22 protein-coding genes and 1 rRNA gene are annotated in these 22,946 nt (G+C 68.8%); 8 read left to right on the forward strand and 15 right to left on the reverse strand.

Annotated elements, in window-relative coordinates; genetic code table 11:
- Positions 1–46 precede the first annotated feature (46 nt).
- The 7 genes from ACWDSI_RS14115 to clpS all read right to left on the reverse strand — a co-directional run bounded on the left by ACWDSI_RS14115 (position 47) and on the right by clpS (position 5,129).
- Positions 47–1,033 (reverse strand): PLP-dependent cysteine synthase family protein, encoded by a 987-nt coding sequence (locus ACWDSI_RS14115; RefSeq protein WP_449756884.1) that lies wholly within the window; start codon positions 1,031–1,033, stop codon positions 47–49.
- Positions 1,034–1,037: 4 nt separating this feature from the next.
- Entirely contained in the window at positions 1,038–1,328 is a 291-nt protein-coding gene (locus ACWDSI_RS14120) for a MoaD/ThiS family protein (RefSeq protein ID WP_449748754.1), read from the reverse strand.
- Between the two features lie 5 nt (positions 1,329–1,333).
- Positions 1,334–1,741: a Mov34/MPN/PAD-1 family protein gene (locus tag ACWDSI_RS14125; protein WP_449748753.1), complete on the reverse strand. Its 408-nt coding sequence runs from the start codon at positions 1,739–1,741 to the stop codon at positions 1,334–1,336.
- 95 nt (positions 1,742–1,836) lie between these two features.
- Positions 1,837–3,072, reverse strand: coding sequence for a wax ester/triacylglycerol synthase domain-containing protein (locus ACWDSI_RS14130; protein WP_449756885.1), 1,236 nt, complete (start codon positions 3,070–3,072; stop codon positions 1,837–1,839).
- Positions 3,073–3,085: 13 nt separating this feature from the next.
- Positions 3,086–4,192: a P1 family peptidase gene (locus ACWDSI_RS14135; RefSeq protein WP_449756886.1), complete on the reverse strand. Its 1,107-nt coding sequence runs from the start codon at positions 4,190–4,192 to the stop codon at positions 3,086–3,088.
- On the reverse strand, positions 4,189–4,764 hold the full coding sequence (gene aosR, locus ACWDSI_RS14140) for an oxidative stress transcriptional regulator AosR (protein ID WP_449756887.1): 576 nt from the start codon (positions 4,762–4,764) through the stop codon (positions 4,189–4,191). Before aosR ends, ACWDSI_RS14135 begins: the two co-directional genes overlap by 4 nt.
- A gap of 23 nt (positions 4,765–4,787) precedes the next feature.
- Positions 4,788–5,129 (reverse strand): ATP-dependent Clp protease adapter ClpS, encoded by a 342-nt coding sequence (gene clpS / locus ACWDSI_RS14145; protein ID WP_449748749.1) that lies wholly within the window; start codon positions 5,127–5,129, stop codon positions 4,788–4,790.
- A 20-nt stretch (positions 5,130–5,149) separates the two neighbouring features.
- On the opposite strand from clpS, the gene ACWDSI_RS14150 reads away from it, so the two are divergent.
- From ACWDSI_RS14150 to glgB, 5 genes are all read left to right on the forward strand, one after another.
- A complete protein-coding gene (locus ACWDSI_RS14150; RefSeq protein ID WP_449756888.1) occupies positions 5,150–6,454 on the forward strand; it encodes a nicotinate phosphoribosyltransferase in 1,305 nt (434 codons plus the stop codon).
- 62 nt (positions 6,455–6,516) lie between these two features.
- Complete coding sequence (locus ACWDSI_RS14155; RefSeq protein WP_449756889.1) at positions 6,517–7,131, forward strand: isochorismatase family protein; 615 nt, start codon at positions 6,517–6,519, stop codon at positions 7,129–7,131.
- A complete protein-coding gene (locus ACWDSI_RS14160; protein WP_449756890.1) occupies positions 7,128–9,197 on the forward strand; it encodes an ATP-dependent DNA helicase in 2,070 nt (689 codons plus the stop codon). Before ACWDSI_RS14155 ends, ACWDSI_RS14160 begins: the two co-directional genes overlap by 4 nt.
- Before the next feature lie 61 nt (positions 9,198–9,258).
- The gene (locus ACWDSI_RS14165) at positions 9,259–11,259 is read left to right on the forward strand and encodes a maltotransferase domain-containing protein (RefSeq protein ID WP_449756891.1); all 2,001 of its coding nucleotides are present in this window, start codon (positions 9,259–9,261) and stop codon (positions 11,257–11,259) included.
- A gap of 10 nt (positions 11,260–11,269) precedes the next feature.
- Positions 11,270–13,498, forward strand: coding sequence for a 1,4-alpha-glucan branching protein GlgB (gene glgB, locus ACWDSI_RS14170; RefSeq protein WP_449756892.1), 2,229 nt, complete (start codon positions 11,270–11,272; stop codon positions 13,496–13,498).
- A gap of 4 nt (positions 13,499–13,502) precedes the next feature.
- On the opposite strand, the gene ACWDSI_RS14175 is transcribed toward glgB, so the two are convergent.
- From ACWDSI_RS14175 to ACWDSI_RS14195, 5 genes are all read right to left on the reverse strand, one after another.
- Complete coding sequence (locus ACWDSI_RS14175; RefSeq protein WP_449748781.1) at positions 13,503–14,408, reverse strand: tetratricopeptide repeat protein; 906 nt, start codon at positions 14,406–14,408, stop codon at positions 13,503–13,505.
- A 130-nt stretch (positions 14,409–14,538) separates the two neighbouring features.
- Positions 14,539–15,747 carry an MFS transporter gene (locus ACWDSI_RS14180; protein ID WP_449756893.1) on the reverse strand — a complete coding sequence of 403 codons (1,209 nt, stop codon included), beginning with the start codon at positions 15,745–15,747 and terminating at the stop codon, positions 14,539–14,541.
- 10 nt (positions 15,748–15,757) lie between these two features.
- Entirely contained in the window at positions 15,758–16,063 is a 306-nt protein-coding gene (locus tag ACWDSI_RS14185) for a thiamine-binding protein (RefSeq protein ID WP_449748742.1), read from the reverse strand.
- Between the two features lie 13 nt (positions 16,064–16,076).
- Positions 16,077–16,445 (reverse strand): DUF3817 domain-containing protein, encoded by a 369-nt coding sequence (locus tag ACWDSI_RS14190; RefSeq protein WP_449748741.1) that lies wholly within the window; start codon positions 16,443–16,445, stop codon positions 16,077–16,079.
- Between the two features lie 79 nt (positions 16,446–16,524).
- Entirely contained in the window at positions 16,525–17,730 is a 1,206-nt protein-coding gene (locus ACWDSI_RS14195; protein ID WP_449756894.1) for an acetyl-CoA C-acetyltransferase, read from the reverse strand.
- An 83-nt stretch (positions 17,731–17,813) separates the two neighbouring features.
- Between ACWDSI_RS14195 and mce the strand changes: the two genes are divergently transcribed.
- Positions 17,814–18,293 (forward strand): methylmalonyl-CoA epimerase, encoded by a 480-nt coding sequence (gene mce / locus ACWDSI_RS14200; RefSeq protein ID WP_449756895.1) that lies wholly within the window; start codon positions 17,814–17,816, stop codon positions 18,291–18,293.
- Positions 18,294–18,348: 55 nt separating this feature from the next.
- Positions 18,349–19,335: a hypothetical protein gene (locus tag ACWDSI_RS14205; RefSeq protein WP_449756896.1), complete on the forward strand. Its 987-nt coding sequence runs from the start codon at positions 18,349–18,351 to the stop codon at positions 19,333–19,335.
- Between the two features lie 4 nt (positions 19,336–19,339).
- Here the strand turns inward: ACWDSI_RS14205 and nucS are convergent, their stop codons facing one another.
- The gene (gene nucS, locus ACWDSI_RS14210; protein ID WP_449748737.1) at positions 19,340–20,038 is read right to left on the reverse strand and encodes an endonuclease NucS; all 699 of its coding nucleotides are present in this window, start codon (positions 20,036–20,038) and stop codon (positions 19,340–19,342) included.
- Positions 20,039–20,112: 74 nt separating this feature from the next.
- Positions 20,113–21,516, reverse strand: coding sequence for a glutaminase A (gene glsA / locus ACWDSI_RS14215; RefSeq protein WP_449756907.1), 1,404 nt, complete (start codon positions 21,514–21,516; stop codon positions 20,113–20,115).
- Positions 21,517–21,738: 222 nt separating this feature from the next.
- Here glsA and ACWDSI_RS14220 point away from each other — a divergent pair, with 222 nt between their 5' ends.
- Complete coding sequence (locus tag ACWDSI_RS14220) at positions 21,739–22,578, forward strand: universal stress protein (protein WP_449756897.1); 840 nt, start codon at positions 21,739–21,741, stop codon at positions 22,576–22,578.
- 79 nt (positions 22,579–22,657) lie between these two features.
- Here the strand turns inward: ACWDSI_RS14220 and rrf are convergent.
- Positions 22,658–22,774 (reverse strand): 5S ribosomal RNA (gene rrf / locus ACWDSI_RS14225).
- Positions 22,775–22,946 lie beyond the last annotated feature (172 nt).

Consider the following 22,946-nt stretch of genomic DNA (forward strand, 5'->3'; position numbering starts at 1 on the left):
GGGGCGGGATGGGGTGCTGTCGACGGGCAGATGTCACGGGACCCGGTCAGGCCCAGAGCTGCCCGTCGAGTGCCTCCTCGGCCTCGTCCAGGCTACCGGTGTAGGCACCGGTCGACAGATACTTCCAGCCCGCGTCGGGGATCACCAGTCCGATATCGGCGCGCCGACCCTCCTTCATCGCCGTACGGCCCAGGCCGCGCGCCGCCTGCAGGATGGCGCCGGTGGAGATGCCCGCGAAGATGCCCTCGGTGTCGATCAGTTCACGGACCCTGGCCACGGCGTCGACACCCTGCACCGAGTAGCGCCGGGTGAGCACCGCGTCGTCGTAGAGCTCCGGGACGAAGCCCTCGTCGATGTTGCGCAGGCCGTACACCTCATCGCCGTAGCGCGGTTCGGCCGCGACGATCTCGACGTCCGGGTTCTGCTCACGCAGGTAGCGCCCCACCCCCATGAGCGTGCCGGTGGTGCCGAGCCCCGCGACGAAGTGGGTGATCTCGGGGAGGTCGGCGTAGAGCTCCGGACCGGTGCCCTCGTAGTGGGCCAACATGTTGGCGCGATTGCCGTACTGATAGAGCATCACCCAGTCGGGATGCTCGGCGGCGAGTTCCTTGGCCACCCGCACAGCGGTGTTGGAGCCACCCGCAGCGGGCGACGAGATCACCTGCGCGCCGAACATCGTCAGCAGTTGCCGACGCTCCTCGGACGTGTTCTCGGGCATCACGCAGATGAGTTGATAGCCCTTGAGTTTCGCCGCCATGGCCAGCGATATCCCGGTGTTTCCGCTGGTGGGTTCGAGGATGATCGAGCCCGGCCGCAGCAGCCCGTCGGCCTCGGCCTGCTCGACCATTCGCAGCGCGGGACGGTCCTTGATCGATCCGGTGGGGTTGCGGTCCTCCAGCTTCGCCCACAGCCGCACATGCGGGCCGCCACCGGGTTCTCCGGGGTCGGTGTCGTCCCACCGTGGCGAGAGTCGCTGCAGGCCGATCAGTGGGGTGTGCCCCACCGACTCGATGAGTGAGTTGTACCGCGCCACCGGTCTACTGGCCGCCGGCCACGGCGGGCAGGATGGTCACGTCGTCGCCGTCGGCAACGGCGGTGTCGAGACCGCCGGAGAACCTGACGTCCTCGTCGTTGACATAGATGTTGACGAAGCGGTGCAGTTTCACCGCGCCGCTGCGATCCTGGGCCACCAGCCGCTCCTTGATTCCCGGATTCGACGCGTCGAGGTTGTCGATGATCTCGGCGAGTGTGGTGCCGGTGGCATCCACCCGCTTCTCACCTCCGGTGTGAGTACGCAGGATGGTGGGGATGGACACGGTGACGGGCATGGATGTCAACTCCTGATCTCGATGGGTTCTTCGGTGACCTCGCCATCGACGATGCGATAGCTGCGGACCTCGGCGTTGTCGGCGTCACGGGTGGACACCAGGACGTAGTGGGCGTCGGGTTCACCGGCGTAGGAGATGTCGGTGCGACTCGGGTACGCCTCGGTGGCGGTGTGCGAGTGGTAGATGACGACGGGTTCCTCGTCGTTGCGTTGCATCTCGCGCCACACCGAGAGCTGCTCGGCGGAGTCGAACCGGTAGAAGGTGGGTGACCTCTCGGCGTTGACCATCGCGATGAACCGTTCCGGACGATCCGAGCCCTCGGGCCCGGCGATCACACCACAGGCCTCGTCGGGGTGGTCGGCGCGCGCATGCGCAATCATGGCGTCCACCAGTTCCTGGCTGATCTGCAGCACCTCCGGCCCTTCCCCGGTGGACGGTCCACCGTTTCCGCAACTGCCATTTCCCGAGACTCAACGAGCCGCGCCGTGCACCTTATTCCATCGGCACGTCACCGCCGGGCGAGGCCGCCGACGAAGTCCATCTCGGCGGCGAACGCCGCCGCGACGGTGTCGGCGGGGATGGGCGCGGCCGTGTGCAGACCCCATGACAGACACCCGGAGTAGGAGACTGCGACCACGCTGATGCGTACGTTGCCGCCGAGGGTGCCCACCGGGTGCAGCCGCAGCAGGGGCGCGCCACCGAACCGGAGTTCGGTCCGTGGCCCGCGCAGGCTGCTGCTGACGGCACCGATGATCCGCTGGTGATCGGCGTACCGCATGAACAGGCGCATCATCAGACGCCCGCGTGGTGCCGGCGGGGCGCCGCCACGGCGTGCTGCCGCGATGGCCGGTGCCGCGCGGGAGTGGATCGTGGCGAGTCGCGCGCCACCTTCGTCGACGCGCAACGGGACGGACACCAGCACATTCGTCAGCGCGTTGCCCTCTCCACGATGCCGGTCCACCGCGATGGGCACCGACACTCGCACCTCGGTGGGCGGCTGCTCGCCGAGTGCGCGCAGTCCGGCGGCGATGGCGGCCGCGGCGGCGCTGAGTACCGCGTCGTTCACGGTGGCGCCCACCGACCGGGCACCGGCAGCCACCGCGTCGAGGTCGACGTCGCCGAACCGCACGGCGTGCAGGCCACGGACCTCGCCGAGAAGCGCACCCCGCGGGACCCGTGACCCGTGGAACATCTGCGTCCACTGCCCGACAGCACCCGGCCGGCCCCGGTGGGCGGACGGCTCGGGTGTCGAGCCGATCGACCGGCCCTGCTCATCCGTCGGGGGGATCGCGTCGGCAAGCCCCGCCATCAGCGTCGCCGCCGCCAACCCGTCGGCCAGGCTGTGGTGAATACGCACCAGCATCCCGGCTCTACCCGGGGCCACCCGGGGCTCGAACAGCACTTCCCACAACGGATGGGCGTGATCCATCGCCGTGATCATGCGCTGCGCGGCGAGATCACTCAGGGTCATCGAATCAACCACGCGCACATGGTGTTCGGGCACGATGTGGGTGTCGCGCCACCACCAGGTGCGGCCGCTGGTATCGGGTCGCTGACCCAGTCGGGTGATACGCGCCGCACGGGCAGCAAGCATCTCGCGCGCGGCGCCGATGTCGACGTCGCCCTCCGACGACACGAAACCGCCGGGCCCCAGTTCTCCCGCGATGACGAAGGCGTTCACCCGGCTGACGGAATCGAAGACGAGGTTGGCCGCGTCGGCGGCGGAGATCGGTTCGTCGGCCATGGCCGCGGTCCGGTCAGCCGAGCGCCGACGGGACGATGTCGGCGTAGGTGGGCACCCCGGCCACCGGGGTCGCGGCGAGGACCGCCTTGACGATGGCCCGCTGGGTCACCGCGGTGGCCACCCGGCACACGTCGACCAGTACCGCCGCCTCGGGGTTCATCCCGGGCGGCACCAACGGCGTCGAATCGGCCGGGACGGCTCCGGTGGCAACCGCGAAGATCGTGTCGCCGTCCAGCGGCGAATGCACCGGGTGGATTGCCCGGGCCAGTCCGTCGTGCGCCGACATCGCCACCCGGCGCACCGATGCCGCCGACAGCGTGGCATCGGTGGCCACCACCCCGATCGTGGTGTTGAGCACCGTGTGGGTGGTGGTGAACTCGGCGATCCGCGCGACGTCGGCGGCGGCGGGTCGGCGCAGCCCGTACCGGTCGAGGTCGGCGCCCGACGCACCCCACGGCAGTCCGGTGGCCGGATCGATCACCGATCCGACCGGATTGGCGACGATCACCGCGCCCACCGTGATGCCCGCACCCGGACCGGACTCGATGCGCATCGACGCGGTTCCCACCCCACCCTTGAGGCCGCCCGCACGAGCTCCGGTGCCCGCACCCACACTGCCCTGCGCGACGTCCGCGCCCGCGGCGGCGAGGGCTTGTCGCCCGAAGTCGGCGTCGGGGCGGCGATCCCATGCGCCCACCGGGAGGTCGAAGATCACCGCGGCGGGCACGATGGGCACCACGTGTCCCACGGCGTCCATCGGCAGCCCCCGGCCCTGGATCTCGAGCGCCGACATCACGCCGTCGGCGGCGGCGAGACCGTACGCGCTGCCGCCGGTCAGCACGATCGCATGTGCGGTGGTCACCGTGTTACTCGGATCGAGCAGGTCGGTCTCACGCGTGCCCGGCCCGCCGCCGCGCACGTCGACCGCCACCGTCGGCGGCACCGACGCCGACGCCGGTGTGTCGACGGTGATCACGGTGGTTCCGGTGGCCCAACCGGTACCCGGCGGGTCGTCGGGCCCGCCGATCCCGACGGTCGCGTCCGGGTCGAGCCGATGGTGGTGCCCGACGCCGATCCCGGCCACGTCGGTGATCCGGTCGCGCAGCGTCACCTCACTCACATCAGGGCCTCGACCAGCAACTCCTGCATCACGGTCAGCCAGTGGTAGACGTCGAGGTGTCCGGCGTGCGGGTCGTCGGCGGGCAGATGATCGGGTGTGTCCTCGGAGATCCCCAGCATCGCACCGAGTGCCAGTCGCACGTCGTTGAGCGCCGTCAGCCAGGCCATCGCCTGCTCCTCGCTGAGCACCACATCGCCGCCGCCGTCGGGCAGCGTATCGAGCATCGTGGTGGCCGCAGCCAGCTTGGCGTCGATGATCTTGGGCTCGTTGACGCTGCGCAGCGCCGCGTTGAGCCGGCCGTTGACGACGTCGGCGGACAGTTCGGCGTCCTGATCGGGCCGGTGGAAGTCAGGCAGCAACCGGCCCAGCGTGGCGTCGGTGGGAGCACTGGTGTGCCCAGTGCGGATCCCGGTGAGTTCGGCCAGTTCGTCGCGGGGTGCGCTGCTCTCGCGATCGTTGAGCAATTCGCACATCGACGACACCAGCGAGGCCAACAGTTCGGCCTCGTGGGCTTCGAGGTTGCTGGTGATTCGCACCGACCGGCCCCGGCCCTTACGTTTCCAGACGCGCATGCTGACCCTCTCCGCGCCGTCGGTCAGCTGTCGCGCTGCATCGTCGCCCACAGACCGGCGGCATGCAGCTTGGCCACATCGGCTTCCACCTTGTCGCGATCGCCCGAGGACACCACCGCCTTGCCCTCGGTGTGTACCTGCATCATCAGCTGGTTCGCCCTCGACTCGGAGTATCCGAACACCTTCTGGAACACGAACGTCACGTAGCGCATCAGATTCACCGGATCGTCCCAGACGATGGTCACCCACGGGCGATCGAGCCCAACGGCACCGTCGGCGACCGACGGTTCGGCCACCGCCGTGCCGGTGTGGGATCCCCCGTCGCCGGGAGTAGCCTCGTGCGCACGAATGTCGTCAGGCGCCATACAACCTAGGGTAAGGGATCGTGACCTTCCGCAACACCGCGCTGCTCACCGACCAGTACGAACTCACCATGGTCGCGGCCGCCCTGCGCCAGCCCGTAGCGCAGCGGAGATGTGTGTTCGAAGTGTTCGCCCGGCGCCTGCCCGACGGCCGGCGCTACGGGGTGGTCGCGGGCACCGGGCGGGTCGTGGAGGAACTGGCCGGCTTCCGCTTCGGCGACGACGAGATCGCGGTGGTCCAACGTTTCCTCGATCCCGAGGCCGTCGCATGGCTGCGCGACTACCGCTTCTCCGGTGACATCGACGGCTACCGGGAAGGCGAACTGTACTTCCCCGGGTCCCCGATCCTGACGGTGCGCGGCAGCTTCGCCGACGCCGTGGTGCTCGAGACGCTGATCCTGTCGATCCTCAATCACGACAGTGCGATCGCATCGGCGGCGGCGCGCATGGTCAGCGCGGCCGGGTCGCGCCCGATCATCGAGATGGGATCGCGGCGCACCCACGAACGCGCCGCAGTGGCCAGCGCACGCGCCGCCTATCTGGCCGGCGTGGCGGCCACCTCGAATCTCGAGGCCGCGCGCAGCTACGGCGTCCCCAGCGCGGGCACCGCCGCCCACTCCTTCACGCTGGGCTTCACCAGACCCGACGGACCCGACGAGAAGGCGGCATTCGCCGCGCAGATCGAGGCACTCGGCGTGGGTACCACCCTGCTCGTCGACACCTTCGACATCACCCAGGGGGTGCGCAACGCCATCGAGGTGGCCGGACCCGAACTCGGTGCGGTGCGTATCGATTCCGGCGATCTCGGCGTCCTCGCCCGCCAGGTTCGCGACCAGCTCGACGACCTCGGCGCCCCGAACACCAAGATCGTGGTCTCCGGCGATCTCGACGAGTACGCGATCGCGTCGCTGCGCGCCGAACCGGTCGACACCTACGGGGTGGGCACCTCGCTGGTCACCGGCAGCGGAGCACCCACCGCCGGGATGGTCTACAAGCTCGTCGAGGTGGACGGCATCCCGGTGGCGAAACGCTCCAGCCACAAGGAGTCCCACGGCGGCGCCAAGACCGCGCTGCGGGCCGCTCGCGCGTCGGGAACCATCGTCGAGGAGATCGTCTACCCCACCGCGGGCCAACCCCCGAGCGCCAATGGCCACACCCTGCGCCCCCTGCAGATTCCGTTGGTGCGTAGCGGCGAGCCGGTCGCCGACCTGCCGACCCTGGCCGACGGGCGTACCCACCTCGCGGCCGGACTGGTGAGCCTCCCATGGGAGGGCCTGGGCCTGTCCCATGGCGACCCCGCCGTCCCCACCCGATACGCGCTCGGGTGAGCGGGCTGCACCCACCGAATCACCGCACCGATGCCCCGGCCCCAGCGAGCACAGGAGATCCGATGAGCAGCACCCACTTCCCCGACGCCGACTCCGCCGCGGACGCGCTGATCGTCGTCGACGTCCAGAACGACTTCTGTGAGGGCGGTGCGCTCGGGGTCCGCGGCGGCAACGCCGTCGCCCGGTCGCTCGCGTCCCTGACCGGCGACTACGACACGGTGGTGGCCACCCGCGACTACCACATCGATCCCGGCGACCACTTCTCCGAGAATCCCGACTTCGTCGACTCGTGGCCGCCGCATTGCCGGGTGGGCACCGACGGTGTGGCGTTTGCTCCCGACTTCGACACCTCGCGCGTGCAGGAGGTGTTCTCCAAGGGCGAGTACGCCGCCGCCTACTCGGGCTTCGAGGGCGCCGCACAGGACGGCACCACGCTGACGCAGTGGTTACGTGATCACGACGTGACGTCGGTGGACGTGGTGGGGATCGCCACCGATCACTGTGTGCGGGCCACCGCGCTCGACGCCGCCGGCGAAGGGTTCGCCACGCGGGTACTGCTCAACTTCACCGCCGCGGTCGCGCCGGAGACCACCCGCACGGCGCTCGCCGAGTTGCGTGACGCCGGGGTCACGCTGGTCGGCGACCTGCTCTACGACGGTCAGACCTCCGACACGTGACCGACCTGCCATCGGTGCCCGACCTGCTCGACGCGGCGGTCACCGCCCTCTCGGGTGCCCGGCGCGACGGCCAGGTCCGGATGGCCACCGCGGTGGCGCACGCCATCGACACCCACGAGCATCTCGCCGTGCAGGCAGGCACCGGGACCGGTAAGTCGCTGGCGTACCTGGTGCCCGCGATCCGGCATGCCATGGAATCCGGTCACACCGTGGTGGTGTCCACGGCGACGATCGCACTGCAACGACAGCTCATCGAGCGTGACCTGCCGCGGCTGGCCGGGGCGCTGGCGGGTCAGCTGGGCCGCGAACCCACCTTCGCCATCCTGAAGGGCCGCGCAAACTATCTGTGCCTCAACAAGATCCACTCCGGCACCGCCGACGAGCCGGACACCGAGCTGTTCGATCCGTTCGAGTTGTCGCGGACCGGCCGTGACGTCACCCGGCTGCGGGAGTGGTCCTCGGACACCGACACCGGCGATCGCGACGACCTCTCCCCCGGGGTCGCCGACCGGTCGTGGCGACAGGTGAGCGTGACGTCGCGGGAATGCCTGGGCGCGACGAACTGCTCCTACGGCGAGGATTGCTTTGCCGAGCAGGCCCGCCGCCGCTCCGGGCAGGTCGACGTGGTGGTCACCAATCACGCATTGCTGGCGATCGACGCGATGAGCCCGGCGAACATCCTGCCCGAGCACGACGTGGTGGTGATCGACGAGGCGCACGAACTCGTCGACCGCATCACCTCCGTGTCCACCGCCGAGGTGTCGGCGGCGGCGATCGCCCAGGTGTCACGGCGCTGCGGCAAGCTCATCGACGAGGAGACCACCGACGGCCTGCTCGGTGCGGGCGAGACGCTCGGCGAGATGCTCGCTGACGCCCCGGAACGCGAGTGGACGTCGCTGCCGTCGTCGGCCGCGCTGACGCTGGCCGCGTTGCGCGACCGGCTGTGGCAGGCACGCAACGCGATCGGCCCGGTCCGCGCGCCGGGTTCCTCGGACGATCCGGGTGCCGCCGCGGCCCGGTCGGCGGCGCTGACCTCGCTCGACGACCTGCACGACACCGTGGTCCGGATACTCGGCGCGTTCGACGAACCCGACGCCGCCAAGCGACGCGATGTGGTCTGGGTGTCCCAGCAGCGGGTCGGCCGATCGGCCGACACCCGTGCGGTGCTGCACATCGCGCCGCTGTCGGTCGGCGGGCTGCTGCGCGCCACACTGTTCGCCAACGCCACGGTGATCCTCACGTCGGCCACCCTGACGGTCGGCGGCTCGTTCGACGCGCTGGCCGCCACATGGGGGTTGCCCGCCGCAGGCCGCGGCACCGACACTCCCGCCGCCGATGCCCGCACGGTCACCGCTTCCGGTGCGGCGGTGCCGGCCGATTCGGCGTCGGTGCGCTGGACGGGACTGGACGCCGGCTCGCCCTTCGACTACCCCCGATCGGCCATCCTCTATGTGGCCCGCCACCTGCCACGGCCCGGGCGCGACGCGATGGCACCGGCCGTGCTCGACGAACTCACCTCCCTCGTCGAGGCCGCCGGCGGCCGCACGCTGGGGCTGTTCTCGTCGATGCGTGCGGCGCGCGAGGCCAGCGAGGTGCTGCGAGAGCGGTGCGACCTGCCGATCCTGTGTCAGGGTGACGACACGACGTCGGCGCTGGTGCGGCGATTCGCCGAGGACCCGCAGACGTGCCTGTTCGGCACGCTGTCACTGTGGCAGGGCGTCGACGTGCCCGGCCCCTCGCTGTCGTTGGTGGTGATCGACCGCATCCCCTTCCCCCGGCCCGACGACCCGCTGCTCACCGCCCGCCAGCGCGCGGTGACCGCCGCCGGCGGCAACGGATTCCTGTCGGTTGCGGCCAACCATGCGGCGCTGCTGCTCGCCCAGGGTGCGGGGCGGCTGCTGCGGTCGGTGGACGATCGAGGAGTGGTGGCGGTCCTCGACTCGCGGTTGGCCACCGCCGGGTACGGCGGCTACCTGTTGGCGTCCATGCCGCCGTTCTGGCGGACCACCGATCCCGCCGTCGTGCGGGCTGCGCTCGGCAGACTCGGGGCCGTACCGCTACGGTGAGAGCAACGGAGTCAACGGAGTATCCACGCCGAGCACGGGTCGGCGACGAGAGGGGGCCGCAGTGATCGGCCGGATGGGCATCGACGACATCCAACCATTGGTCTCCGAAGGGCAGGTCCCCGCGAAATGCGTTGTTGGAGAACTCATTCCGATCAGCGCGACGGCCTGGCGCGAGGGGCATGACGCGCTCGGGGTGACCCTGCACGTGGAGACGCCGCGCCGCGACACCATGAAGATCCCGATGGTGGCCTCCATCGAGCCCGATCAGTACAACGCGGCGATCGTGCCCGACGCGGTCGGTTACTGGTCGTTTCGCATCGAGGCGTGGAGTGACCCGTACGAGACGTGGCGGTCGGGGATTCTGAAGAAGATCGACGCCGGGCAGGGTCCCGAGGATCTGGCCAACGACCTCGAGATCGGCGCGCGCATCCTGGTGCGGGCCATCGAACTCGACGGCGACGCGGCTCGTGAACTGCTCACCGACGCCATCCACGACCTGCGTTCCACCCGACGCCGGGTGGAGAACCGGGTCAGTCTCGCCGTCTCCGACGACGTGCAGGACCTGATGCGCGAGCGCCCGGTGCGCGATCTGGTCACCAAGAGCCGCATGTACCGGATCTGGGTCGACCGGCGCCGCGCCCTGTTCGGGTCGTGGTATGAGATGTTCCCCCGTTCCACCGGCGGCTGGGACGGCGAGGGCCATCCGGTACACGGAACGTTCCTCACCGCGGCGCAGGATCTGTCCCGGATCGCCGACATGGGCTTCGACGTGGTGTACCTGCCGCCCATCCACCCGATCGGCGCGGTGAACCGCAAGGGCCCCAACAACACTCTCGTCGCCGGACCCGACGATGTGGGATCGCCGTGGGCCATCGGGTCGGCCGAGGGCGGGCACGACGCCATCCACCCGCAGCTCGGTTCGGAAGAGGACTTCGCCTATTTCGTCGGCCGCGCCCGCGAACTCGGCATGGAGGTGGCACTCGACCTCGCCCTGCAATGCGCCCCCGACCATCCGTGGGCGATCGACCATCCGGACTGGTTCACCACCCTGCCCGACGGCACCATCGCCTACGCCGAGAACCCGCCCAAGAAGTACCAGGACATCTACCCGCTCAACTTCGACAACGACCGCAACGGCATCTACCGCGCGGTGCTGAAGGTGGCCTTGCACTGGGTGGGCTTGGGGGTCAAGATCTTCCGGGTCGACAATCCGCACACCAAGCCGCCCAACTTCTGGCAGTGGCTGATCAGTGAGATCAAGAAGCGCGATCCCGATGTGCTGTTCTTGTCGGAGGCGTTCACCCGTCCGGCGCGCCTCTACGGGCTGGCACGGATCGGCTTCACGCAGTCCTACACCTACTTCACGTGGAAGACCGCCAAGTGGGAGCTCGAGGAGTTCGGGCGCGAGATCGCCGCGCACGCCGACGAGGCGCGGCCCAACCTCTTCGTGAACACCCCCGACATCCTGCATGAGAGCCTGCAGCACGGCGGGCCGGGCATGTTCGCGCTGCGCGCGGCGCTGGCCGCGACCCTGGCGCCGTCGTGGGGGGTGTACAGCGGCTACGAACTCTACGAGCATGTCGCGGTGCGCGAGGGCAGCGAAGAGTACCTCAACTCCGAGAAATACGAACTGCGCCCGCGTGACTACAAGGCCGCCACCAGCCGCGGTGAGTCCCTCGAGCCGTTCATCACCACGCTCAACCACATCCGGCGACGCCATCCCGCGTTACAGCAGTTGCGCAACATCACCTTTCACCATCTCGACAATCCCGCGCTGATCGCGTTCTCCAAGCTCGATCCGGTCTCGGGCGATCGCGTGGTGGTGGTGGTCAACATCAATCCGTTCGGGCCCGAGGAATCGACGCTGTGGCTCGACATGCCTGCCGTCGGCTTCGACTGGCAGGATCGTTTCGTCGCCCGCGATGAGGTGACCGGCCAGGAATTCGGTTGGGGCCAGGCCAATTACGTACGGCTCGAGCCGTGGCGGGCAGTGGCGCACATCGTGGCGCTGCCGCCGATGGAGTCCGCCGCGGCCGTCCGACTCTCCTATCGTGTGCAGTGAGGATCATCCAGTGAGTGCGTCAATTCCCCCGCAGCCCTACGCTTCCGACCACGATGTGCGTCGACTGTTCGCGGTGACCCACCCCGACCCCCATGCGTTCCTCGGCGCCCACGACGCACCCGACGGATACACCATCCTGCGGACCCTGCGGCCCAACGCGATCGCGGTGTCGGCGGTGATCGGCGGCGTCGACCATCCGATGATGCGCCAGACCGACGACCTGTTCGTCGTCGCGGTGCCCATCGCCGGCCTGATCGACTACCGCTACCGGGTGATCTACCCGGACGGGCACGGCGGCACCGACGAGTTCGTGGTGGCCGACGGATACCGCTTTCTGCCCAGCCTCGGCGAGATGGACCTGCACCTGTTCTCCGAGGGCCGTCACGAAGCGCTGTGGGACGTCCTCGGCGCTCGCGCGGTCAGCTACACCACCCCCGACGGCGAGGTGTCGGGGACGGCGTTCTCGGTGTGGGCCCCCAATGCCCACGGCGTGGTGGTGGTCGGCGATTTCGACGCCTGGTCGGGACGGGCCACCCCGATGCGCTCGCTGGGTTCGTCAGGGGTGTGGGAGGTGTTCGTGCCCGATGTCGGTGACGGCACGCTCTACAAGTTCCGGGTGCACGGCGCCGACGGGGTGATCCGCGACAAGGCCGATCCGATGGCACGGCGCACCGAGAAGCCGCCGTCGACCGCGTCGGTGGTCAGCGTGTCGGACTACGAGTGGTCCGACGACGCGTGGATCGATCGCCGGGTGCGGTCGAGGTCCGACCAGGAGCCGATGAGCATCTACGAAGTGCACCTGGCCTCCTGGCGGTTCGGACTCGACTACCGCGAAGTGGCCCACCAGCTCGCCGATTATGTGGTGGAGAAGGGTTTCACCCACGTCGAGTTCCTGCCGGTCGCCGAGCATCCGTTCGGCGGTTCGTGGGGCTACCAGGTGACCTCGTACTACGCGCCCACCGCACGATTCGGGACGCCCGACGACTTCCGGTATCTGGTGGACCACCTGCACTCGCGCGGCATCGCGATCCTCGTCGACTGGGTGCCCGCCCACTTCCCCAAGGACGAATGGGCGCTCGCGCGGTTCGACGGGACCGCCCTCTACGAGCACGCCGACCCGCTGCGTGGCGAGCAACTGGACTGGGGCACATACGTTTTCGATTTCGGTCGACGCGAGGTGCGCAACTTCCTGGTGGCCAACGCGCTGTACTGGTTCGATGAGTTCCACATCGACGGACTGCGGGTGGACGCCGTCGCGTCGATGCTCTACCTCGACTATTCACGGCCGGCCGGCCAGTGGCGGCCCAACGTGTTCGGCGGGCGCGAGAACCTCGAGGCCGTGCAGTTCTTGCAGGAGACCAACGCGACGGTGCACAAACTGTTCCCCGGTGTCATCACGGTGGCCGAGGAATCCACCGCGTGGCCCGGCGTGACGCGGATGACCGACCTCGGCGGGCTCGGATTCAGCTTCAAGTGGAACATGGGCTGGATGCACGACACGCTGGGCTACCTCGGCCGCGACCAGGTGCACCGCAGTTTCCACCATCACGAGATCACGTTCTCACTCATGTACGCGTGGAGCGAGAACTTCGTGCTGCCCCTCTCCCACGACGAGGTGGTGCACGGCAAGGGCACCCTGTGGAGCCGGATGCCCGGCGATTCGTGGACCAAGGCGGCCGGTGTGCGGGTGTTCCTGGCCTACATGTGGAGCCATCCGGGCAAACAGTTGCTGTTCATGGGCCAGGAGTTCGGCCAGAGCGCCGAGTGGGCCGACAACCGCAGCCTCGACTGGAATCAGCTCGACGGGTGGGAGGGCGAGCTGCATTCGGGAATCTCGTCGCTGGTCACCGACCTCAACCGGATCTACCGCGAGTCGCCGTCGCTCTACACCCAGGACACCCTGCCCCAGGGCTACGAGTGGATCGACGCCAACGACACCGCCAACAACGTCATCAGCTTCCTGCGGTTCGGCTCCGACGGCTCGGTGATGGCCTGTCTGTTCAACTTCTCGGGTGTCGATCGCTCCAGCTACCGGGTGGGCCTGCCGCGGGCGGGTACCTGGAGCGAGGTGCTCAACACCGACGCCGCGCACTATTCCGGTGCCGGCAAGGGCAACCTGGGGTCTGTCGAGGCCGACGGCGAGGGCTGGCACGGCCGGCCCGTGTCGGCGTCGGTGATGCTGCCGGCGAACTCCGCGATCTGGCTCGCCCCGGTCGACACGCCGAACAACCGGCCGTGACCGCTCAGTAGAGGGCGCTGGCCAGTTTGCGGCGGGCGGCCACCACGAACGGCTCCGCCGGATCGAACAGCTCGAACAGTTCCAGCAGCCGGGTGCGGGCCCGGGTACGGTCGTCGCCGGCGGTGGCCTTGATCACCCCGATGATCCGGTCGAAGGCGGCGTCGGGCTGTTGTGCGAGCAGCAGCACGTCTGCGGCGGCGAGCTGGGCGTCCACGTCATGCGGTGCCGCGGTGTCCACGATCGACGGATCGTGGGCCTGGGCGCGCAGCACGAATTCCAGGTTGCGGGTGGCCGAGGCCGCCTCGACATTGCCCGGCTCGGCGGCGACGATGGCGCGATAATCGGCCAGCGCACCGTCGAAATCCCCGGCATTGAGCTTGTCCTCGGCCGCCACCATGCGCGGGTCCTCGGGCTCGGATGCCGGCACGGCGTCGTCGACACCGGTCAATGCGCTGCCCACCTGCGCGAGGATCTCGTCGATCCAGGCCGTGATCTCCTGCTCGGAGCGCACACCGTTGAAGGCGGCCACCGGCTGCCCCGCCGCGACCGCCACCACCATCGGAATCGACTGCACCCGGAACGCCTGCGCGATCCGGGGATTCGCGTCCACGTCGATCTTGGCCAGCACCCACGCGCCTGCGGCCTGCCCGGCCAGGCGTTCGAGCACCGGCGAGAGCTGCTTGCAGGGGCCGCACCATTCGGCCCACAGGTCGATCACCACGAGTTGGCGGGTCGACCGGGCGAGCACCTCGGTCTCGAAGGTCTCCTCGGTGACATCGAGGACTCCACCGCCGGTGGTCGGTGGGGTGGTGCCGGGCGCGGACGTGGCCGCCGGCGGTGGTCGATGTGCCTGGGCGCGCTGGGCGTCGGCGCGTTCCTTGAGTGCGGAGAGGTCGACGGCGCCGGACATCGCCACCGCTGCGGAAGCCTGCTGACGTGCGGCCGCGGCCTGTGCGCGCGTGCCGCTTCCCTGAGGACGGGAGGAAGGTCGAGTCACCCTCCTAGTGTGTCACGACGCCCGCACCTGGCCCACCGCACCATCACTCGCTCTGCCGAACCGGCCGCGGACGCGCCACGGGCGCGGCCACCATGGCGAAGACAAGTGCGGCCAGCACCGGCACCAGCCCGGTCGACAACGTCGACCGTGCGGCGATGAATCCGACGACGGCCGGTCCCGACAGCATGCCGAGGTAGCCGCATCCCACCACCGCCGAGATCGCCGCACCGCTCGATTCGGTGGTGAGATTGCCTGCGGCGGTGAAGATCTGCGGAATCAGACCGGCCAATCCCACCCCGAACAGGGTCCAGCCCGCGATCGCGACAGCGGTCACGGGAGCAAGCAGGGCCGTTGCCATCCCCACGATGCCGAGCAGCGAGCCGTACCGGATCACCGCGACGGGGCCGAGGGCGCCGGCGATGGGATCGATACCGAACCGGGCGACGGTCATCGCGGAACTGAACGCGCCGAAGGCCAGCGCTCCGACGGCATCGCGAGTGCCGAACGTCTCCACCACGTGCAACGCGCTCCAGTCGTAGGCGGTGCCCTCGGCCAGCATCAGCGCGAACGCCACGGCCGCCAGGATCACCAGCCGGCGCACGTCGACACCGCGCCACCACCGACGCGGTGCCGCACCGGCCTGCCCGGCGTGCACCACCGGGGTGGCACCGGTATGCCCGCCCACGCGTTCGTGCTCTGCGCGCATCAGGTGACGAGACGATGCCGCGACCACCACCAGTCCGGCGGCCGCGCCGACGGCAACCGTGGCCACCACACCGACGTCGGCCCACAGCGTCGCCGCCACCACCGCCGACCCCACCAGTCCGCCGAGAGAGAAGAAACCGTGAAAGGCCGACATGATCGGCCGCGCGTAGGCGCGTTCGACGACAACCGCCTGGGCGTTCATGGAGACGTCGAGGCTTCCGTTGACGAATCCGAACGCGGCGAGCGAGGCGGCCAGGGTGGCGGTATCGGTGGCCAGTGCGGGTCCGAGCATCACCGCGCACAGGGCCGTCGCGGCGATCACGGTGGTCAGCCGTGACCCGTAACGATCCAGCGCGCGGCCGGTGACCTGCATGCCCACGAACGCCGAGCCACCCAGCAGCAAGAGCAGCGCGCCGAGCTGCTGGTGGTCGGTGCCGGTGCGGGCGGTGATCACCGGAATGTGGGCCACCCAGAGGGCGGCCAGGAATCCGTTCAGGCAGAAGATTGCGGCGACGGCCCGACGGGCCGCGGGCAGCGGATGACGCACGGCGGCCGCCTCAGGACAGATGCCGCATCACCCGGTCGACTTTTCCCGTCATCTCGTCGGTGTGCCCGGGCCGGATATCGGCCTTGAGCACGAGACCCACCCGCGGAGCGTGCGCGGCGACCGCGTCGGTGGCGCGTTTCACCACGTCCATCACCTCGTCCCAGTCGCCCTCGAGGTAGGTGAACATCGACGTGGTCTGATGCGGCAGACCGCAGTCGCGGACCACCTCGACCGCGGCGGCAACGGCCTTGCTCATCCCGCCGTCGGCGTCGACGGCATCTCCACCGGAGGGGGTCAGGCTGAAGGCGACGATCATCTCCCGTGCCCGCCTACGCGGCGACCCGGACCTCGCCGTCGCCCGACTGCGCGGGCGAGAGCTCGGCGAGATGACCGGCACGCGCGGCCCACCACTCGAAGACGATGGTGCCGAACGGCGGGATGCTCGACACCAGCGCGAGCAGGGCGACCCACCGGTTCCACTTCAACGACACCGCGGTCGCGAGCGCGATCAGCACGAATGCGACGAAGACGATGCCGTGCACCATGCCCGGATACCGCACCGCCTCGGTGTGGCCGAGGACCCACTTGAAGTACATGGCGATCAGTAGCGCGAGCCACGTGATCGCTTCGAGGATGGCGACGAACCGGAACCGCTTGGCGGGTGTGGACAGGTTGAACAACTGGGTCATGCCTTCCATTGTGCCGAAATGCCGCGTGGCCTACGACGATGTGTCGTAGGCCACGTGCGTCGAGTGAACCGGCAGATGGTGACCCGGATCAGGATGCGGGCACGCGCAGGATCAGGGCGTCGCCCTGCCCGCCGGCACCGCACAGCGCGGCGGCACCCACACCGCCACCGCGACGCCCCAGCTCCAACGCGAGGTGCAACGCGATCCGAGCACCCGAGCTGCCGATGGGATGGCCGACGGCGATCGCCCCGCCGTTGACGTTGACGATCTCCGGATCGATTCCCAGCGCGCGGGTCGAGGCCAGTCCCACCGCGGCGAACGCCTCGTTGATCTCGACGAGGTCGAGGTCCTTGGGGGTGATTCCGGCACGCGCACAGGCCTTCTCGATCGCATTCGCCGGCTGCAGCTGCAACGACGAATCCGGACCGGCCACCACGCCGTGCGGACCGATCTCGGCCAGCGGGGTGAGGCCGAGCTCGTCGGCCTTGGCCTTGCTCATCACCACCACCGCGGCGGCCCCGTCGGAGATCTGCGACGAGTTGCCCGCGGTGATCGTGCCGTCCTTGCGGAACGCCGGACGCAGTCCGGCCAGGCTGTCGACGGTGGTGTCGGCGCGGATGCCCTCGTCCTCGACGAACTCGACCGGGTCGCCCTTACGCTGCGGAATGGCCACCGGCACCACCTCGTCGGCGAACACGCCGTTCTTCCATGCCGTGGCGGCGAGCTGGTGGCTACGCGCAGCGAACTCGTCCTGCTCGGCGCGGCTGAAACCGCGGGTGTCGTTGCCCTGCTCGGTGAGCGCGCCCATCGGCTGATCGGTGAAGGCGTCGTAGAGTCCGTCGAAGGCCGTGTGGTCCACCAGCTCGGTGTTGCCGTACTTGAATCCCGAACGGCTGCCGGGCAGCAGATGCGGTGCCTGCGTCATCGACTCCTGACCACCGGCCACGACGCAGTCGAACTCCCCGGCGCGGATCAGCTGATCGGCCAGCGCAATGGCGTCGATCCCCGACAGGCACATCTTGTTGATCGTCAGCGCCGGTACATCCCACCCGATGCCCGCCTTGATCGAGGTCTGGCGGGCGGGCATCTGACCGGCACCGGCGGTGAGCACCTGGCCCATGATGACGTACTCGACGGCCGAGGCCGGTACGCCGCCACGCTCGAGTGCTCCCTTGATGGCGATGGCACCCAGATCGACGCCGCTGAATCCCTTGAGCGAGCCCAGCAGACGGCCGAACGGCGTGCGGGCACCGGCGACGATGACCGAGGTCGGTTGATCGGAAGCCGCGGGCATGTTTACCTCCAGAAAAGGGATGTGTGCGCCGCCAACCGAGCGGTCGCTCTGTCGTTCATTCTCCACCACGCTACCGTTAGCTCATGACCACCTCATCATCAGACCCCGCGCAGGCAGCGGGCGGCGCCACCGCCCTGATCTCCGACCTCGTCGTCGCCATCGATCACGTCGGTATCGCTGTCCCCGACCTGGAGGCGGCGAAGAAGTGGTACGGCGACAACCTGGGATTCGTCACGCATCACCAGGAGACCAACACCGAGCAGGGCGTCGAGGAGGCGATGATCGGCCCGGCCGCAGTGGGCGACGGCACCGTCATCCAGCTCCTCGCACCGCTGACCCCCGAGTCGACCATCGCGAAGTTCATCGGACGCAGCGGCCCCGGCCTGCAACAGCTGGCGCTGCGGGTCACCGATGTCGACGCAGTGGCCCAACGCCTCACCGACGCCGGTGTACGCGTGCTGTATCCGCAGGCCAAGCACGGCACCGCGGATTCCCGGGTCAACTTCGTCCACCCCAAGGACGCCGGCGGCGTGCTGCTGGAATTGGTGGAACCCGCCCACTGAGTCCGGTGACCGGCAGCAGCCACGCCGGTCAGAGTGCGGCGATAGACTGTCGTGCATGGCAGCGCAGGTACCGAGGCAGCAGCTACCGTTCGCCGTCGTCATGCGTGGATACGACCGCGAGCAGGTCGCCGATACGATGCGGCGTTTCGATGCCGAGATGCGGGTTCTCGCGGCCGACCGCGACGCCGCGACGGCCAACGCCCACGAGCTCGCGGCGCACCTGCAGGGCGCACGTGACCAGATCGAGGATCTGCGTCGGGAGGTCGACACCCTGTCGGTGCCGCCGACCACCGCTCAGGGAATGAGCGAACGACTCAGCCGGATGTTGCAGCTTGCGTCCGACGAGTCGTCGGAGATGCGCGCCGAAGCATCCGCCGAGGCTGCCGAGACCTTGTCGGTGGCGCGACAGGAGGCCGCACAACTCGTCTCCGATTCCCACGCCGAGGCCGACCGGATTCTCGCCGAGGCACGCCACCGCGCGGCGGGCATCGTGGCCGAGGCCGAGGAGAAGGCCACCGAACTGCGCGACGAGGCCGACGCGGTGAACGCGAAGTCCAAGGCCGACGCCGCGGAAGACGACCGACTGCGCGACGAACGGCGGGCGGCGATGGAGGCCGAACACACCAAGACCATGACCGCCGCCCGCGAGGAGGCGCAGCGGATGGTCGCCAAGGCACAGGCCGAGGCCGCCGAACTCGAGCGCGAGAGTGCGCAGACCAGAGCCGAGATGCAGCGGCAGCACGAGGCGGACCTCGCCGATCAACGACGGGTGGCGCTCGGCGAGGCGCAGAACATTCGGCAGACTGCGCGTGAGATCGCCACCGAACGCCTGGCCCGTTCGCGCGAGATGGCCGCGCGCGCCGACGAGGCGCGGGCGGGGGTTCTTGCCGAGTTCGAGGAGATCCGTACCAAACTCAGTGATTTCCCCGACATTCTCCGGCGTCCCGGCGACGTCGACTACACCGCGATGTCCGACGCCGACGATCTCGACGAGCTCAACCGCGTGCTGTCGGAACGGTCACGGGTCGGCGCCGAGGACTGACCGGTCAGAAGAGCCGGAACTCGGTGCTTTCGGCACCCCGGAGCGCGTCGTAGTCGAGCACCACGCACCGGATTCCCCGGTCGGTGGCCAGCGTGCGGGCCTGCGGTTTGATCTGCTGGGCAGCGAACACTCCGCTCACCGGCGCAAGCAACGGGTCGCGGTTGAGCAACTCGAGATAGCGGGTGAGCTGCTCGACACCGTCGATCTCGCCGCGACGTTTGATCTCCACCGCCACGGTGGCACCATCGGCGTCGCGGCAGAGCAGATCCACCGGGCCGATCGCGGTCATGTATTCGCGTCGCACCAGACTGTGGCCGGGTCCGAGCGTTTCCACGTGCTCGGCCAGCAACTCCTGCAGGTGCGCCTCGACGCCGTCCTTCACCAGCCCGGGGTCCACACCGAGGTCGTGACTCGAGTCGTGGTCGATCGAGGCGATGGTGATCCGCAGTTCCTCGCCCGCCTTGTTCGTGACCACCCAGTACGCCGCGACCGAGTCGTGCACCGCGGCAACCTCGTCGGGCACCTCAGTCTCGGTCAGGCGGCACGGCGGGCTCATCCAGTTCAGCGGCTTGTATGCGCGGTCGTCGGCGTGCACACTCACCGATCCGTCCGACTTGATCAGCAACAACCGCTTGGCCATCGGCAGATGGGCGGTCAACCGCCCCACATAGTCCACTTGGCATTCCGCGATCACCAGACGCACAGACCGCAGCTTATCGGGCGCGCACTCCGCGCCCGCACCCCCGTCATGTCATGATCTCTCGTCGGGTGCTCGGCTCAGCGGTTGCGGTAGTCCTTGAGCAGGAACTCCTCGGCATCCTCCACCGCATCGGCCATGGCGGAATGCACATGCGGCAGTGTCGGATCGAGGCCGAGATAGGCATCGGGCACGGCCAGCTGCGGCACCACGGTGTCGTGGCGATGCCGTTCCACACTCGCCCGGATCTCGCCGTCGGGATCGACCAGGATCGCCCGACGGCCCGAGGAGTCGGCGGTGTTCTTCATCGCGAGCATCATCGTGCGCGCCACCGGATCGATCACGCCGACCCGGGAGATGTCGATGATCACCACCCCGACCTTGTCGTCGTCGAGGTCCTTCTCGACCCGGCGGAACGCACGTTCGGCCCCGGCGAACGTCAGATCTCCCTGCAGCTCATAGACGCGTACCCGATCTCGGCAGGTGCGCAGGTAGCTGCGCTCCATCTCCGACCAGTCATCGCTGATCGGGAACTCCCCGATGTCGTACACCGAGCGCACGGTGATCCGGCTTCCCCTGGTGACGTTGAACATGTGCAGTCCGAGGTCGGTCGACAAGTGCCGGCAGGTGTCGACGCCGCGCACGCTGTTCCCGTGCTCGTCGAGCCGTGGCGAGTAGACACCGATACCGAGTTGCCCCGGCAGCACCGCGAGGATGCCGCCACCGACGCCGCTCTTGGCGGGCAGGCCCACCGATGTCACCCAGTCGCCGGCCCCGTCGTACATCCCGCACGTGGTCATCACCGAGAGCAGGCGTTGCGCCACCTCCTGGGTGAAGGCGTGTCGCCCCGTGCGGGGGTTGATTCCGCCGCAGGCGATCGTGGTGCCCATGACGGCGAGATCGTCGGCGGTGACCTCGATCGAGCATTGCCGATAGTAGAGCTCGAGTGCGGCGTCGGGATCGGTGTCGATGGCGCCGAAACTGTCGAGCATGTAGGCGATGGCCCGATTGCGCGATCCGGTGGCGGCCTCCGACGCGAAAACCTCCTCGTTCATGGTCAACCGGCGTCCGGCACACGCCGAGTAGAAGTCGAGGACCTCCCCGAAGACCTCACCGACCACACCCGGCCCCACGTCACCCACCGGCGGCAACAGCAGCGACGCGGCGACGATGGCACCGGCGTTGATCATCGGATTACGTGGGCGTCGGCGCGAGTCGACGCTGATCTCGTTGAACGCCTCTCCCGACGGTTCCACCCCGATCCGCTCGTCCACCGCGGCCGGCCCGAGCCGGCCGAGTGCCAGTGCGTATGTCAGCGGCTTGGAGACCGACTGAATGGTGAAGGCAACGTCGGTGTCGCCGAGCGAATAGGTGTACCCGTCGTGCACGCACACGGTGAGCGCGTAGCCGTCGGGGTCGACGGTTGAGAGTTCGGGAATGTAGTCGGCGACGGTTCCGGACCTGTCGTCGGCACAATCGTCCATGATCTTGCGGAGGTAGCCGTCCACATGAGAGATCGTCACGGCTCGACGGTAGTCCCCCGCGCCCCCGAGATGGCGGACTCGGTTCGGACCCGGCGATGTTCGATCCTCGAACGCGACGATGTGACGCGGTGATCTCCGGTACGGTTCACGCCGGACAGGCATCATGGAGTTGTGCCCGCCGAACTCTGCGGGCGCGACACGATCCGAACGGAGCGCAGCACAATGGCATCCCGGCCGAACTTTCTGGTGGCCTATCTCGCAACACCGGGAGGCGAGGATGCCCTAGCGCTCGGCGGGCAACTCGCCGAGTGCTTCGACACCGATCTTCGGGTCTGCATGGTGGTGCCGCCGGTGCGCAGCAGCGACGCGACCGCTCCCCTCGGAGATTTCGTCGAGATCGTGGATCGTCAGACCACCGAGTCGCTGGATGAGGCGCGCGCCGAACTCCCCGACGACGTGGCCGCCGACGCGTACGTCGCCACCTACGAGAACACCGCGGACGGAATCGCTTCGGAGGCACGCCGTCTGGACTCGGCGGCCATCGTCGTCGGCGGTTCGGGCGGCGGCATTCTCGGACGGCACTCGCTGGGATCTGTGGTGAACGGCTTGCTGCACGTCGCCACCACCCCGGTGGTGGTCGCCCCCCGCGGTATGCGGGAGGTTGCGACGCCGATACGGCGGGTCACCTGCGCGGTGGGCAGCGGCCCCGGAAATCCGGCCCTCATCCGTGCCGCCATCCGCGCGTGCGTGCGCGCCGATCTCGAATTACGCCTGCTTTCGCTGGTCTCCCTCGACGACCGGGAGACTGCAGCCTCCCAACTCAACGAGTTGGTGGCCGCGGTGCGACCCCAACTTCCCGACGGACACCCGGTGACCGCTGTACTCGGCGCCGGCCACACGGTGGAGGATGCGGTGGGCTCCCTCGAGTGGGATCCGGGCGATTTTCTCTTCGTCGGATCGTCACGGCTCGCTCGTCCGCTGCACATGTTCCTCGGCACCACCGCCGCGAAGATGATGCGGGTGTTGGCGGTCCCCGTGGTGGTCGTGCCACGCGACGCCTGAGCCGATCACCCGCGCGACCCCCGAACGCACAAAGCAGTGTGGCCCCTCGCGAAATGCGAAGGGCCACACTGGAAATTGTGTTCGGCGGTGTCCTACTCTCCCACACTGGTTAGGGTGCAGTACCATTGGCGCTGGAGGGCTTAGCTTCCGGGTTCGGAATGGGGCCGGGCGTTTCCCCTCCGCTATGGCCGCCGTAACGATGTGAAACCACCACTGGTTTGTTTATCACAACCGGGTGTTGTTTCAGAAATGCATAGTGGATGCGAACATCACGTGCACGTGTTGTGCTGGTGATGTTGGGGGTGTTGTTGGTAAGTCCTCGGCCGATTAGTACCAGTCACCTACACCCATTACTGGGCTTACAGTTC

This window comes from Gordonia sp. NPDC003429 (assembly GCF_053588575.1).

Coding starts and splice junctions, on each gene's coding strand:
- ACWDSI_RS14195 (WP_449756894.1), bottom strand. CDS start 17,730: ATGCCCGCGGCTTCCGATCAACCGACCTCGGTCATCGTCGCCGGTGCC.
- ACWDSI_RS14185 (WP_449748742.1), bottom strand. CDS start 16,063: ATGATCGTCGCCTTCAGCCTGACCCCCTCCGGTGGAGATGCCGTCGAC.
- ACWDSI_RS14175 (WP_449748781.1), bottom strand. CDS start 14,408: ATGTCCGGCGCCGTCGACCTCTCCGCACTCAAGGAACGCGCCGACGCC.
- aosR (WP_449756887.1), bottom strand. CDS start 4,764: ATGCGCGTCTGGAAACGTAAGGGCCGGGGCCGGTCGGTGCGAATCACC.
- clpS (WP_449748749.1), bottom strand. CDS start 5,129: ATGGCGCCTGACGACATTCGTGCGCACGAGGCTACTCCCGGCGACGGG.
- ACWDSI_RS14155 (WP_449756889.1), top strand. CDS start 6,517: ATGAGCAGCACCCACTTCCCCGACGCCGACTCCGCCGCGGACGCGCTG.
- glsA (WP_449756907.1), bottom strand. CDS start 21,516: ATGGACGATTGTGCCGACGACAGGTCCGGAACCGTCGCCGACTACATT.
- ACWDSI_RS14130 (WP_449756885.1), bottom strand. CDS start 3,072: ATGGCCGACGAACCGATCTCCGCCGCCGACGCGGCCAACCTCGTCTTC.
- ACWDSI_RS14220 (WP_449756897.1), top strand. CDS start 21,739: ATGGCATCCCGGCCGAACTTTCTGGTGGCCTATCTCGCAACACCGGGA.
- ACWDSI_RS14120 (WP_449748754.1), bottom strand. CDS start 1,328: ATGCCCGTCACCGTGTCCATCCCCACCATCCTGCGTACTCACACCGGA.
- ACWDSI_RS14205 (WP_449756896.1), top strand. CDS start 18,349: ATGGCAGCGCAGGTACCGAGGCAGCAGCTACCGTTCGCCGTCGTCATG.
- mce (WP_449756895.1), top strand. CDS start 17,814: ATGACCACCTCATCATCAGACCCCGCGCAGGCAGCGGGCGGCGCCACC.
- ACWDSI_RS14190 (WP_449748741.1), bottom strand. CDS start 16,445: ATGGAAGGCATGACCCAGTTGTTCAACCTGTCCACACCCGCCAAGCGG.